At 58.0% G+C, this 13,490-nt stretch carries 11 protein-coding genes; 5 read left to right on the top strand and 6 right to left on the bottom strand.

The annotated features are described in order from the left end of the window. The first annotated feature begins 831 nt into the window (after positions 1 to 831). Genes NKH95_RS29145 through NKH95_RS29130 form a run of 4 tightly spaced genes read left to right on the top strand, consistent with a single transcriptional unit; the run spans position 832 to position 5,774 of the window. On the top strand, positions 832 to 1,506 hold the full coding sequence (locus tag NKH95_RS29145; protein WP_031212622.1) for a coiled-coil domain-containing protein: 675 nt from the start codon (positions 832 to 834) through the stop codon (positions 1,504 to 1,506). A gap of 7 nt (positions 1,507 to 1,513) precedes the next feature. Then, positions 1,514 to 4,192 (top strand): OmpA family protein, encoded by a 2,679-nt coding sequence (locus tag NKH95_RS29140; protein WP_352442500.1) that lies wholly within the window; start codon positions 1,514 to 1,516, stop codon positions 4,190 to 4,192. 13 nt (positions 4,193 to 4,205) lie between these two features. Then, positions 4,206 to 4,700 (top strand): Rab family GTPase, encoded by a 495-nt coding sequence (locus tag NKH95_RS29135; protein WP_023809564.1) that lies wholly within the window; start codon positions 4,206 to 4,208, stop codon positions 4,698 to 4,700. A 3-nt stretch (positions 4,701 to 4,703) separates the two neighbouring features. Beyond that, positions 4,704 to 5,774: an adenylate/guanylate cyclase domain-containing protein gene (locus NKH95_RS29130; RefSeq protein ID WP_023809563.1), complete on the top strand. Its 1,071-nt coding sequence runs from the start codon at positions 4,704 to 4,706 to the stop codon at positions 5,772 to 5,774. A 305-nt stretch (positions 5,775 to 6,079) separates the two neighbouring features. On the opposite strand, the gene NKH95_RS29125 is transcribed toward NKH95_RS29130, so the two are convergent. The 3 genes from NKH95_RS29125 to NKH95_RS29115 form a co-directional block, all read right to left on the bottom strand. Next, a complete protein-coding gene (locus NKH95_RS29125; protein WP_352894020.1) occupies positions 6,080 to 7,459 on the bottom strand; it encodes a hypothetical protein in 1,380 nt (459 codons plus the stop codon). Beyond that, positions 7,459 to 7,983 (bottom strand): GNAT family N-acetyltransferase, encoded by a 525-nt coding sequence (locus tag NKH95_RS29120; RefSeq protein WP_023809560.1) that lies wholly within the window; start codon positions 7,981 to 7,983, stop codon positions 7,459 to 7,461. Before NKH95_RS29120 ends, NKH95_RS29125 begins: the two co-directional genes overlap by 1 nt. Before the next feature lie 74 nt (positions 7,984 to 8,057). Beyond that, the gene (locus tag NKH95_RS29115) at positions 8,058 to 8,897 is read right to left on the bottom strand and encodes a hypothetical protein (protein ID WP_023809559.1); all 840 of its coding nucleotides are present in this window, start codon (positions 8,895 to 8,897) and stop codon (positions 8,058 to 8,060) included. A gap of 189 nt (positions 8,898 to 9,086) precedes the next feature. Between NKH95_RS29115 and NKH95_RS29110 the strand changes: the two genes are divergently transcribed. Beyond that, a complete protein-coding gene (locus NKH95_RS29110) occupies positions 9,087 to 10,502 on the top strand; it encodes an adenylate/guanylate cyclase domain-containing protein (protein ID WP_023809558.1) in 1,416 nt (471 codons plus the stop codon). A gap of 124 nt (positions 10,503 to 10,626) precedes the next feature. Here NKH95_RS29110 and NKH95_RS29105 read toward each other — a convergent pair whose 3' ends face one another. From NKH95_RS29105 to NKH95_RS29095, 3 genes are all read right to left on the bottom strand, one after another. After that, positions 10,627 to 11,106 (bottom strand): class I SAM-dependent methyltransferase, encoded by a 480-nt coding sequence (locus NKH95_RS29105; protein ID WP_023809557.1) that lies wholly within the window; start codon positions 11,104 to 11,106, stop codon positions 10,627 to 10,629. A 207-nt stretch (positions 11,107 to 11,313) separates the two neighbouring features. Next, a complete protein-coding gene (locus NKH95_RS29100; protein WP_031212616.1) occupies positions 11,314 to 12,495 on the bottom strand; it encodes an ABC transporter permease in 1,182 nt (393 codons plus the stop codon). Beyond that, positions 12,492 to 13,490 (bottom strand): ABC transporter permease, encoded by a 999-nt coding sequence (locus NKH95_RS29095; protein ID WP_023809555.1) that lies wholly within the window; start codon positions 13,488 to 13,490, stop codon positions 12,492 to 12,494. Before NKH95_RS29095 ends, NKH95_RS29100 begins: the two co-directional genes overlap by 4 nt.

The raw sequence follows: 13,490 nt of genomic DNA, 5'->3' as shown, positions 1-13,490 counted from the left end.
CGGTCACCGAGGATGCTGCGTCCAAACAGTCTCCCGTAAACTCTTCCGAGCCGTCGCGCCGCCATTTGGCTGCAGTGCGAGCTTGCTCCTGTCGTGCTAGCGACATTAGAAGCCTGGCGCAGCATTTCATCCGTGCCGCCGAGATCGGACGCCGGCTGTCGCAGATGCACGTCAAAACCAAGCATGCCGCATACTCATGTCGATCCCTGAAATCGGCACCATGACCACAAGCTGCGGTCCCTGGCACCTGGCTATGGCAAACTGCCGTCCTTTGCAATCGACGACGCAGCAATGCAAGCCCACTGAAGCTTTGGTTGAATGACTGCCAGCTATTGGGACCTATTGCTCTCTCCTATCGACCGAAACACCTCGATTCCGGGCTGCATTCTTGATCGGCGATTCCTCGTGTAAGAAGAAGATTCTCCTTCTACTGTTGAGATCGCGCCGGAAGCTGATGGTGGCAGTATATAGCGGAGCGAGAGCCAATATGCTGCTCACTGGAACAGCTATTTTAGCAATTTCTAATGAAAACTCATTACTTACGTCTGTCTAAATAGATATACATAATGCCATTGTATCACTCGGCTTCATAGTAGATTTCGCTCGATAACCAATTAGATTAAACGGCTATGGTTGCTATCACAGAGAGGGGCGAGAGCAACACCTAGCGGTACTGGTGCTTTTTCGGCCGGTCCAAGACGTGTAAAAAGAGCACGCAAATTGGCTTTCGCCAAGAAGATTCCGGCTTGCAGGTCGCGGATTTTGCTGGCATCTTCACCTGTTTATGGGTCTCTGCACTGTGGCAGGTGGTTCAAATAGAGGGGTATAAGGATGGCCAAGGAATCTTCGAGTACTTCGAGTGCCGTTTCCTCCGCAAACAAGGCGGACGCAAATTTGATCGGTAATGCAGACGGAAGCGGGCTGAACTTCATGGCGGCCCAGGTTCGCGAAAACGGGGGCGCCGGCGACGCCGTAGGTGTCGACAAGATACGCGATCTGCTGTTCGGCAACCAGATGCAGGACTATGACCGCCGTTTTTCCAAGCTTGAAGAACGGGTGTTGCAGCGCTTCAAGGATGTCGAATCCGAAGCCAAGCGCAATCTTGAGATGTACGAGTCAAATGCAAAGAAGCAGATCGATTCGCTCGCGGCGCAATTGCGGAACGAAAAAGACTCACGAGCCGATGCCGACAAGGAGATTGACCGGAATCTTCGCGAGCAAAACCAGGCACTTGAAAAGCAGGTGCGTGCGTTGTCGGATCAATTGAGCGCGCTTGAGCGGGACGTTTCGGACCGGATAAATCGAAACGATCATTTGTTGCGTGAGGAAATTAAGCAGAAGAATGAAGGCGTTCAGATGCTGATAGAGAAAATGTTTGCCGATCTCAGCAACGTTAAGACCGACCGAAATCTTTTGGCTGGCCTGTTTGTAGAGGTTGCGAAATGTCTGAATCAGGATCCCGTCGGCAGCAAGGGCAACTCGGATCGTAGCTGGAAAGTGAGTTGATGGGACCTTGACGTCAACCGTCGACCCAATCAGTCTTCCACAAAGAACAGCCTCGAACGATACAGAAATTGATCGCGAGGCTCTGGCTCGTCTTTTGGTCGAAATTGCCCGGAACGTTGATCCGGACTATCGTGCGCGTTTCGACGGAGTTCCAACCGCCGATCCTCGCATGGAAACGCTGCGCCAGTTGCTGGTCAGCCGCGAAATTTCGGAGCTTTCACGAGTTACGCATCTGCTGGACGAACCCGAGCAGCTTGCGGCAGCGGTGGGCGATGTTCTTCCCATTGCGGTCGCGCGAGCGACTCATGCGCAGCTCGGCGAGGCGCTTGCGCCAGCTGTCGAACGGGCTGTGCAACGGTCAATCCAGAAGAGCCCGCGCACGCTGACGGATATATTATACCCGGTGTTTCTGCCGGCAATCCGCAAGTCGATCGGGGAAAAGATCGACCAGACATTTCAGTCACTGAATGAAACTTTAAGACATATATTTACCTGGCATGGGCTCAAGTGGAGATTTGAAGCTTGGAGGACAGGTGCGAGCTTCTCGGAAGTTGTCCTAAAGCATTCTCTTATCTATCGTGTAGAGCATGCCTTTCTCATTAATCGTAATTCCGGGCTTTTGATAGCGCATGTAGCTGCCGACAATGCGACGAGCGAAGATCCCCAGCTGATTTCGTCGATGCTTAGTGCAATTCAAGATTTTGTGAAAGATTCATTCAACGAGAGAGAGCAGAGCGGCCTGGACACTATCCGTTTTGGCGACCTTCGTCTCTGGTCGGAAGTTGGACCGTTTGCGACCCTGGTTTCGGTGATCCGGGGAAATCCGCCAGAGGAATTGCATGAAATAGTTCGCGATGTATTGCTTCGCATCCATGAGGAATGCTCACAGGCTTTAGTAGAGTTTGACGGCGACAGTTCGCAGTTGGCCGGGGTAGAGGCGCAATTGCGGACCTGCGTGGAGCAGAAGCAGGAGGAATCAAACGAGGGATTTCCGTGGCTGGTGGCCGCCGTGGCCCTGCTGTTTTTGATTCTGGCAGGCGGTTGGTTCTTTCTTTCCTGGCAATCCGGGCAGCGCTGGCAGGCTTATGTGTCGCGCTGGCAGGCCTACGTGTCGCGACTGGAGGCCCAGCCGGGCATCATCGTTGCCGAACAACAGGCGCGCGACGGCCAATTCTATATTGCCGGCCTAAGAGACCCGCTTGCCGCCGACCCACAGTCGCTGTTGTCTGGAACGCAGGTCGATCCCGCCCGGGTTCATTCGCAGTGGCAATTCTATCAGAGCCTTCAACCGGAGTTCGTGCTGAAGCGGCTGAAGGCGTCGCTGGCTCCGCCGGATTCAGTACGACTATCAATCGACAATGAGCGCATCGTTGCCGAGGGTGAGGCTCCCGACACCTGGATAGATCGGGCGCGTGCAGCGGCCCGACAGCTTTCGGCAGGCGGACCGGAATTCGACATCTCCAAGGTTCGTGACGTAAGCCCCGAAGTACTCGAGGCGAAGCGCTGGCAGGCCTACGTGTCGCGACTGGAGGCCCAGCCGGGCATCATCGTTGCACAACAAAAAATACGCGATGGCCGATTCTATATTGCCGGCCTGAGAGACCCGCTTGCCGACGACCCGCAGTCGCTGTTGTCTGGAACGCAGGTCGATCCCGCCCGGGTTCATTCACAATGGCAATTTTATCAGAGCCTTGAGCCGGAGTTCGTGTTGAAACGGCTGACGGCGTCGCTGTATCCACCGGATACAGTACGACTTTCGATCGTCAATAATCGCATCATTGCCGAGGGCGAGGCTCCCGACACCTGGATAGATCGGGCGCGCGCAGCGGCCCGACAGCTTTCGGCAGGTGGACCGGAATTCGACATTTCCAAGGTTCGTGATGTGAGCCCCGAAGCACGCGCGGCGGAGCACTGGCAGTATTATGTGTCGCGACTTGAGGCCCAACCGGGAATTGTCGTCGCCCAACAATCGACCAGGGGTGGACATTTCTATATTTCCGGCCTGCGAGACCCGCTTGCCGCCGACCCGCAAGCTCTGCTGTCCGGAACGGAGGTCGATCCTGCCCGCGTTCATTCACAGTGGCAATTCTACCAGAGCCTTGATCCGAAGTTTGTGGTGAAGCGGCTGACGGCGTCGCTGACGCCGCCGAAATCGGTCCGACTTTCGATCATCCAGGGTCGCATCGTTGTCGTGGGCGAGGCTCCTGCCGCCTGGATCGACCGGGCGCAGGCCGCCGCTGAACAACTTTCGGCGGACGGAGTGGTTCTGGATGTCTCGCAACTGCGTGAGCTGGACCTTGCAGAGCTCAATCATTTGAGAGAGTCTATCCAGACGACCGACATTTTCTTCTCTTCCGGCAAAGTTGTGCCGGGACCAGAGCAGACGCCGGTTCTCGACAGATTGGCGGATCAAATAAAGGAATTCGCCCAAAATGCCCGCAAGTCAGGCGTAACTGCGCGGTTCATGTTGACCGGCCATTCGGACACCACGGGCCGTGAGACGGCCAACGCGTCGATCAGCGCCGCCCGTGCCGAGACAGTTCGTGCGCTTCTCAACAAGCGCGGCGTCGCCCCGGAACTGCTGCTGGTTCGGGGCGCGGGCACCTTTGAACCGGCGGTGCCTGAAAATAGTCAGGCTGGTAGCTCCACCAATCGCCGGGTTTCCGTTACGGTAAACTTGGACTAGGTGGGAGCCCAAGATGTTGCAAAAAAAGATCTGTATGTTGGGCGGGTTCTCTGTTGGAAAGACGAGCCTGGTTCGCAGGTTTGTGAAAAGCATCTTTTCAGAGACCTACTTGACCACGGTGGGAGTGAAAATCGACAAAAAGAGTGTCGCACTCCCGGACAAAACAGTGGATCTGATTTTATGGGATTTGGCCGGCGAAGATGATATCGGCTCATTCCGCGTCAGCCATGTGCGAGGTGCGACAGGCCTCGTGCTTGTCGTCGATGGAACCCGCGCCGCTACCCTTACCGCTGCACTCACGCTGCGCGAGCGGGTCGAGGCTGAATTCGGTGCTATGCCGTTCGTACTGCTTTTCAACAAATCAGATCTGGCCGATCGGTGGGTAATACCAGATAGAGAAATTGACGAACTGAGGCAACGCGGATGGCAAGTCTATCTGACAAGTGCGCTCTCGGGTGAGCATGTCGATGATGCGTTTCTTAAACTCGCTTCGATGGTCACCAAATAGACCATGCAAAGATTGCCAAGAGAGGTCGGAAGCTGGATTTACGATTTCTTCTACAACGAGCGTGCTATTGCGTATGTGAAAATTGACGCCCAGCTGCGGACAGCGGCGAAGGGCGGTAACGTTGAACATTACGGGCTCTCATGCCTTCGCATCGGTAAGCCTGTAGCCGACCAGCTTGAATTCATGGAAGGTTTGCTGCCTTGCCCGGAGCTTCCATTTCATATGCCTATGGTCGAACTGCCCAGCGGGCGTGTCGCGGACCTTCATCTTTTTGCTGATGATGACTGCGTGTGGCTGCTCTTTCTTGATGCCACTGCCGAACGCGACAACAAGCAGCGGCTTCAACAGAAGGCTTATGAAATGACTCTTCTGCAAGAGAGGGAGCGCCAACTCAACGAGAAGTTACATTCGGCCAATGAGGCGTTGAGGAAGAGTCAGGAGGGATTGTCGCGTGAATACCAGCGCGCGGAATCCCTGCTCCTCAACATTCTTCCGGCGTCGATCGCGGAGCGGTTGAAAGCGCAAAAGAAAATTGCCGACAACCACGCGGAGGTGAGTGTGCTTTTTGCCGACATCGTCGGTTTTACCGAAAGAGCGCGCAGCGTCGGAGCGGTGACTACGCTCGCTATCTTGAATTACTTCTTCAAGGCGGCGGATAGGCTCTCGGAACGACACGGCTGCGAAAAGATCAAGACTATCGGCGATTGTGTCATGGTGGTCGCTGGCCTGCCCACCGCGCGATCCGATCATGCACGAGCCCTCACGCACTATGCAGTTGAACTGCGCAAGGCGGTCAAGCGCGAACTCTTCGCAGGAGAACCGATAAGGCTGAGAATTGGAATTCACTCGGGACCGATCGTCGCTGGCGTCATAGGCAAAAGGCGGTTCGCCTATGACCTGTGGGGCGAGACCGTTAATCTCGCCTCACGTATTCAAACGTCCGCGGAGCCCGGTGAAATCCGTATCTCCGATGCAACGCGCCAACTGCTTGGGCCAAAATTTGCTTGCGACCCACTTGAGGAAACGGAATTGCGTGGTGCAGGTCGTGTACGAATGTGGCGGCTCCCAGCCTGATTTCCGGTTGACGATCCTGGAGCGCACTGCATCTCAAGCCGCAAATGATCAACGCAAAGATTTGACCCAACTAGTGACCCTCATTGGGCGACTTGGGGCTGGCTCGCAACGACAGTTACGGCCATCTGGGCCGTTTTCCCCACGCGTGGCGGCATGGCAGGAACTGCTCGCGTCAATCCTGACTATTCGCTGGAATACCGTCGCAAAGTCTTGCCTTACAAGAACCCTGCCGATATCGAACTCACGGTCGACGGGCTCCGCAAGGCCGGAATAGTGCAATGACAAATGAGGGCATGCGGCCCGGATCAGACGCCAAAGGCTCGGCCTATCTTGCGCCATCGGGCGTTTTCACGAACCAGTTTCAGGTCGTCGGTCGTCTCGGCAAAGGTGTGCGAACGGTAGTGCCCGAGCAGGTCAGGAAACAGCCTCCCTGCCGGCAGGCCGGCAACCTGTTCGCGGACCGACATTTTTTCATCGATGACCCGGGTGCCCCAGGCATTTTCCCGAACCTGCAACTCGGCAGCCAGACCGCGCTCTTCCGGCGCGGTTTCATCCAGCGCGGCCAGCAGGATCGAATGGAAAAGCGCTACATAACCGATCTGCCTCAGGCCGCCCACGACCCGCACGCGCGGCAATATGGCAAGAACGAGGAACGTCAGGAACAAGTTCGGCAGCAGCACGCCGTCCAGCAGCGCCTGCTTGAGATGCGCCCGCTCGAACGGGATGGAAAGACCATTCGGCCTTTCAGGCTCGATCAGGTGCCCGTTCTCGAGGACGAGCTTGCGCACGCGCTCCTTGCGAATGCCCCAGAAATAGGCCGTGGCATTGGGCAGGAATCTGCCAAATGGGCTCGATTCGGTCTCTTGCAGGGTACGTTCGAGACGCTGACGCCTTGCGGGCTCAAGGAGCAGCTTGGAAAGAAGGCTGCTGTCATGGTCCAGATGCCGCGCCACGACGGAAGCCGCGAGCCGGTCATCGATGAACACCGGCCGAGCCATGCCGGAACGATCCCAATCGGCGACCAGATCCTCGTTGAGTTCTGTCAGTGCATCGGCGGCGGTTCCAAACACCTTGTCCTGGCTGGCGAGCAGTGTGCCCAGCCAGCGGCTGGCATCCGTTTCGTCGCCCACCGCTTCGAGCGCCCGCTTGTTGAGGGTGACCGGGCCGGCCGCGCAGGCGCTTTTGCGGCATAGTTTGTGGCGCCCCATGCCAAACAAGTTGACCTTGTCGTCGCCGACATCGAGCCATCCCGGCCCCTCCCGGCCAATTGTCTCCATGGTCATCGTCGTTCCCATGAAGCCGACGAAGGCCGACAGCCCGTTTTCGACCGCGCCGAGCCAGGCAAACAGGAGGGCATCGAAGGTGATCCGGTCCATCAGAAGCAGGCAGTGGAGGCCGGACTGAATCACCGGTCTGTGGTCGAATTCTTCAAGGGCCTTGCCGACCTCTTCAGGCTGCATGATCAAATCAAGGCGCTGATGCAGTATATCAAGCAGGATCGAACGGGCAGCGATCGCCGGACTCGATGCAGGCCTTGCCACCGGCCGCCACAGATGGCGGGCGTATTCGGAAACCGGTGCATTCCAGTTCTGCTCGATGTCACGCACGACTTCCGGGCAGAGCAGTGATAGCACTGCCAGAACATCCACCGGAGCCTTAAGGGTCGGATCAAAGTCCGTGGTCATCAGAACCGCAGCCGGGCCATGCTCAGAAGGTCGTGATACCGCCCTTCGGTAAAGCCGGCCTTCACATGCCGGCCTTCGACCTCGAAGCCGTGGCTTGTGTAGAGGCGGATGGCCGGTTCATTGTCGGCATAGACGGTCAATTCGACTCGCTTCAGGGCGCGCCAGTTGTCGGCCACGTCAAGCAGCGCGCCAAGTATGGCAGAGCCGATACCCTTGCCGACAAAGCCATCGTCAAGGCCGATATTGATCTCACCGATGTGCGAACGGCGCGGCGAACCCTGCACGACCAGGCTGCCATGGCCGACGACCTTGCCGTCCAGCTCGGCAACGATCCAGGTGGTTTCCTGGCCGGACTTGGCGATACGCCGTTCTACCTGCTCCACCATCTCGAATGGCATCCTGAGCGTGCCCCAGCGGAAGCCCGGCATGTTGAAGATGGCGCAAAGCGCCTCCGCATCGCTTGGCCGAATGGCCCGGAGTTGCGGCTGGATTTTCTTTGGGAATGGCGAGGTCGTGCTGGTCATGGCTTTCCCGGCAAAGGCAATGGGCCCGGCACGATGCACCGGACATCATCTGAAAATCCAGCCATCTCATCATCCTATGATGCCGATTGCGCGCTGAAGTACCAGGAGACGGCGTAGAGTTTGAAGATGCCGCTGATTCCGATCCAGCCGAAAAGGGCGAGCCAGCACAATGTTCCCGTCGCCGTCCAGTCGATCCGGTGCACTGCGGCCTCGGTGATGACAAGGCCAAGGATGGCAAACAAGCCGACCAGAAACTGCGCCAGACCGAGCACCAGCAGCTCTTCGCGCGGCGCGCTTTTCCTGACGAGATATGTGCCGCCCGCTCCGGCGAGGAAGATGGCGCTGTAGACCTGAGCGTGGAAGGCGTCGATCGGCCACGGCCAGAAGCCGCCGAATGTCAGGGGAAACAGCAACAGACCGACGCCATAGAGCCCGAGGATCACCATTTCCATCGACATGTAGCCGCGCCATGCAGAGTTTAAGGTCACGCCCTTTGCGGAAGGACGGCCCCTGGCCCGCCAAAGGAACGATCCGGATACCGCGACCGAAGCAAGATAGACCAAGAACCAGAGCCAGGGCGCTTTGCGCTCGAAGTTGAAATAGCCGAGACTGAAGAACGAAGCCGCCGACACGATGACGGTGAAGATGAAGGCCATGACAAGCACGAGCCTGCCTGGCGACCAGCGGTTCCAGACCAGCAGCGCCGCCATCACGACCATTTCGGCGGTGTAGAAGCCGCCGAGGAAGCGGGCATTGAACGGCGTGACGGCCCAGGGCCAGCGCGGCTTGACCAGCGCAGGCGCGAAAAACAGGCCGGCGCCGACGATCAGGACGATGATGACCCCCGCCGAGAAAAGCCGCAGGGCCGCGGGAAATGGCGGGTTGCCGGGTGTCGGCGCGGGAGAAAGTCCCAAAGATGAATACCCCATGGACTCACCATAGTGCCGCTTGCGATCGGTGAAAATCCCGACGGAAATTGAACCGTCGCGCGGGCTTTGCCATTCGAATGGCCGTACGATCCGTTTCGAAGTAAGATGGAGCGCTCGGAACAAAGACCGGTTCCGGTGAACCACCTAGGGGGCGCATTTTCCGGAGCCTGCACGATGACCGAAATTCAGGATCTGTTCTCGCTTTTGCGGCAATCAACCGATGTCGATCTCCAGGCAATCGACGCGATCCGGCGGACCATCGCGGAAGGCAAGGATTATGAACTTTGCCGCATCAATGTGCCGGCTTTCGCCAGCAAGCATGGCCTCGACGAGGAACGCGCCATAAGCGCCTTCCTCCATGCGGCGCGGGTGGGCATCTTCGACATTTCATGGAATGTTCTGTGCCCCGGCTGTGGCGGCGTGCTCGACACCAACGCTACGCTGAAAACCCTGCAGAAGGACGAATACACCTGCGCGCTATGCTCCGAAGGCTATTCGCCGACCCTTGATGAGATGGTCGAGGTGACATTCACCGTCAGCCCTCGCGTGCGCAGGATTGCCGCCCACAATCCACACGAACTGCCGTTGGTGGAATATTTTCGCCAGATTTACTGGGGATCCGGCGTCGATCTGCCGGAAGAGGATCTGGCGAAAAACATAGGAGCGTTCTCGCTGGAGGATATCGAGCTGGCGCCGGGTGAAAAGGCCGTCCTGCTTATACAGCTTCCGCCCGAATTCATCATCGTCTTCGAGCCGGTCACCCATTCAGCGCAGTTCATCGACGCGAAGGGCAAACCAACAAAAGAGCGGCGAAGCCTGTCTTTGGCTTTCGACCGCGACCATGTCCAGAACCAGACACTGGAAATGCTACCCGGTCCGCTGCGTATTTCGCTGGAAAACAGGACCGACACCCGCGTGCTGCCGGCAGTCTTCATCGCCGGCGAGGCATTGCATAATCTCCTGGGCAAACGCCGGCCTTTTCTGACCGCCAAGCGCCTGCTCACCAACCAGACGTTCCGCGACCTCTATCGTACGGATACGCTCGACATCAACCAGCGCCTGAAGATCACCAGCCTCACCTTCCTGTTCACCGACCTGCGCGGATCGACCGCGCTTTACGAGCGGGTGGGCGACCTTTCAGCCTTCGATCTCGTGCACGTGCATTTCCAGGTTCTGCACGAGATCGTCGCGGCGGAGGCAGGCGCGGTGGTGAAGACCATCGGTGATGCGGTGATGGCGACATTCGCGACGCCTGATCGCGCGATGGCTGCGGCCCTCAGGATGCGTGATGCCATGCGTGCGCTCAATGACAGAAGCGGGCGCGAGGATCTGCTGCTCAAGATCGGTGTCCATGCCGGCCCCTGCATCGCCGTGTCCATGAACGAGCGACAGGACTATTTCGGCCAGACGGTCAACATTGCTTCACGGGTCCAGAACCTGGCCAACGCACAGGCTATCTTCGCCACCCGTGCAGTGGTCGACGACAATCTCACCGCCGATCTGTTGCGCAGGAACGCTCTGACGCCCGTGCTTCACGAAGTCTCGCTGCGCGGCATCGAGCGGGAGATAGCGGTGTATACAATCCCCTGAGCAATTGGGCCGTCCAGAGCAATTCCAAGGAAGTGTAAACGGTTTTCGGGAAAAGCGCCTAGCACTTTCCCTTGGAATTGCGGTAGAGCATCGTTTGCGTGAAAAGATGAGGGCTCTCGGCCGCTCACACGCGCTTGCAGAGGAAATAACGATCGGCGGGCTCTGAAGTCGGCGCCGGGAGGCGTTGCAGCAGCGGGTGATCGAGCGGCGTGCCACTGACCGCGAAGCCGCCGACGCGAAGCAGGCTCGCAATCAGATCGGGAAGCCAGGTAGCAGTCACTGCATCGCGATCGTCATAGCCGGTGCCGATGTCGGCATGAACAAGGGCGGCTTCGATGCCAATGAACTTGCGGGCCGTCTCGCGTATTTCGCCGAGCACGAGGTTTTCGGCTTCGGGAATTGAGCTGGCATGTGCACCGACTTCGCGGTCGAACACCACGATCCGGCGCCCGGGCAGGCGCTCGCGCAGATGGTGGAACGTCCGTCCGTTGCCGAGGCCGAGCTCGAGCACAAGCCCCTCCATCTTCGCCACCTCGACGCAGACTTGGTCGAGAATGTCGCGCTGTGCGGTCATCCTGCTGATGAAATTCTCAAGGCGACTCATATGCTTTGTGTGTCCTGAACCAGCTCAAGATCGGCAATGCCTCCGACACGAACTGTTCACGGGTGTATCCCGAAGGCGTAGTGCCAAACTCGATCACGTGTCGGAACATATAGAGGCGGACGATGAACACTGCAACAACCGTACAGGCAGCCGGCAAGGATCATACCGGGTGGAATAGGCGGCACGGCGCGCGGCAAAATAACGACCTCACTTGTAGGGATCTGCGGCGTCCCGCAAGCCGTCACCGAGGAAGTTAAACGCCATGATGACGAGAATGACGGGGAGCATCGGCAGGAGAAGCCATGGATAGAACGCGATCACGCTGACGCTGCGCGCCTCGGTGAGCAGGATTCCCCAGCTGGTTATCGGCGCCCTCAGGCCGAGCCCGAGGAAGCTCAGCGCCGTCTCGCCCAGGATCATGCCAGGAATCGAGAGCGTCGCCGTCGCGATCAGATGCGACATGAAGCCGGGAATGAGATGCCGCCTAATGATGCGGCTGCTTCCGGCGCCCATCAACTGCGCGGCGAGAACGTAATCTTCCTCGCGCAAGGCCAGAAGCTTTGAACGCACGGCCCGCGCCAGTCCGGTCCAGTCGAGCACTCCGAGGATGACGGTGATGCCGAAATAGATCAGGATTGGGCTCCAGGTTATCGGCATGATCGCCGCCAGGGCCAACCATAGCGGAATGCTGGGAATCGATTGCAGAACTTCGATTATTCGTTGAACGATCAGGTCGAAGATACCGCCGTGATAACCGGCCAGTCCGCCGATGACGATGCCCAGCAGGAAGCTGAAACTGATGCCGACGAGGCCGATTGTCAGTGAAATGCGTGCGCCATAGATCATGCGCGAGAGCACGTCGCGCCCCAGCCGGTCGGTGCCCGCCAGGAAAAGCTGACCGTTTTCGGCAGCGCAGACAAAATGCCTGTCACCTTCGATCAGGCCCCAGAACCGGTAACGATCGGCCTTGCAGAAGAAACGGAGCCGCTGAACATCGTCCTGGTTGTCGATGTAGTTCCGCTTGAGCGTGTCCATGTCCAGCGTCATCTGGCGGCCATAGACGAACGGCCCGACGAACTGGCCGTTGTGGAACAGGTGCACCTGCTGCGGCGGCGAATAGATGTAGTCCATGTTGCGCGTGTGCAGGTTGTAGGGCGCCAGGAACTCGCAGATTAATATCCCGAAATAAAGCACTACCAGGAATATGCCGGATACAAGGGCGAGCCGGTGCAAGCGGAATTTCCACCACATCAGCCGCAACTGCGACGCCTGAAAGACCTTCGACTGCTCCACCGTCATCGCCTCGACCGACTGCAGGTCAAAGGGCGCGCTGGAAACATAGTGTTCTAGTGGAGCACTCGGAGCGGGGAGCGGCGAATCCGTTTTCATTTGGTGCTGCCGCCCTGCAAACGAATTCGTGGATCCAGCAGCGCCAGCGCCAGGTCGGAAATCAGGACGCCGATAACCGTCAGGAAGGCGAGGAACATCAGGAACGACCCCGCCAGATACATGTCCTGGCTTTGCAGCGCCTTGATCAGCATTGGCCCGGTCGTTTCCAAAGACAGCACGATCGCGGTGATTTCGGCGCCGGAGATGATGGCCGGCAGGATGGAGCCGATGTCGGAAATAAAGAAATTGAGCGCCATGCGCAGCGGATATTTGACCAGCGCCCTGAACGGATGAAGACCTTTGGCGCGCGCGGTCACCACATATTGCTTGTGTAGCTCATCGAGCAGATTGGCGCGCAGCCGCCGGATCATGCTTGCCGTGCCGCCGGTGCCGATGATCAAGACCGGGATCCAGAGATGGGAGAGTATCGACTTCGCCTTGGCCCAGCTCATCGGCTCGCTGAGATATTGCGGGTCCATGAGATGGCCGATGGACGTGCCGAACCAGATGTTGGCGAAATACATCAGGATCAGCGCCAGCATGAAGTTCGGAATGGCAAGGCCTAGGAGGCCAAAAAAGGTTAGGCCGTAATCGCCCCAACTGTATTGATGCGTCGCGGAGTACATGCCGATCGGAAAGGCGATGAGCCAAGTGAAGATGATCGTGACGAAGGAAACCAGCACAGTCAGCCACATTCGGTCCCCGACGACGTCGCGAACCGGCAACTCATACTCGAAGGAATAGCCGAAATCGCCGTGCAGCATCCCGCCGACCCAATAGAAGTAACGAATGATCGGCGGCTTGTCGAAACCATATTCCTTGCGCATCATCTCGATGCGATCGGAATCCACCCCTTCGCCCTGTGCCCGAAGCTCGGCGACATAGCTGTCGAAATAGTCGCCGGGGGGAAGTTCGATGATCGTGAACACCAGCGCTGATATCACCAGCAGCGTTGGAACCATCACAGTAATGCGCCAGACAATATATCGAAGCAC

This window comes from Mesorhizobium sp. M0848 (assembly GCF_040319805.1).
Lineage (GTDB): Bacteria > Pseudomonadota > Alphaproteobacteria > Rhizobiales > Rhizobiaceae > Mesorhizobium.
Note: the sequence above shows the minus strand (reverse complement) of the source record. Positions and strands in the feature narration are given on the sequence as shown.

Coding starts and splice junctions, on each gene's coding strand:
- NKH95_RS29135 (WP_023809564.1), top strand. CDS start 4,206: ATGTTGCAAAAAAAGATCTGTATGTTGGGCGGGTTCTCTGTTGGAAAG.
- NKH95_RS29145 (WP_031212622.1), top strand. CDS start 832: ATGGCCAAGGAATCTTCGAGTACTTCGAGTGCCGTTTCCTCCGCAAAC.
- NKH95_RS29105 (WP_023809557.1), bottom strand. CDS start 11,106: ATGAGTCGCCTTGAGAATTTCATCAGCAGGATGACCGCACAGCGCGAC.
- NKH95_RS29100 (WP_031212616.1), bottom strand. CDS start 12,495: ATGAAAACGGATTCGCCGCTCCCCGCTCCGAGTGCTCCACTAGAACAC.
- NKH95_RS29120 (WP_023809560.1), bottom strand. CDS start 7,983: ATGACCAGCACGACCTCGCCATTCCCAAAGAAAATCCAGCCGCAACTC.
- NKH95_RS29130 (WP_023809563.1), top strand. CDS start 4,704: ATGCAAAGATTGCCAAGAGAGGTCGGAAGCTGGATTTACGATTTCTTC.
- NKH95_RS29110 (WP_023809558.1), top strand. CDS start 9,087: ATGACCGAAATTCAGGATCTGTTCTCGCTTTTGCGGCAATCAACCGAT.
- NKH95_RS29125 (WP_352894020.1), bottom strand. CDS start 7,459: ATGACCACGGACTTTGATCCGACCCTTAAGGCTCCGGTGGATGTTCTG.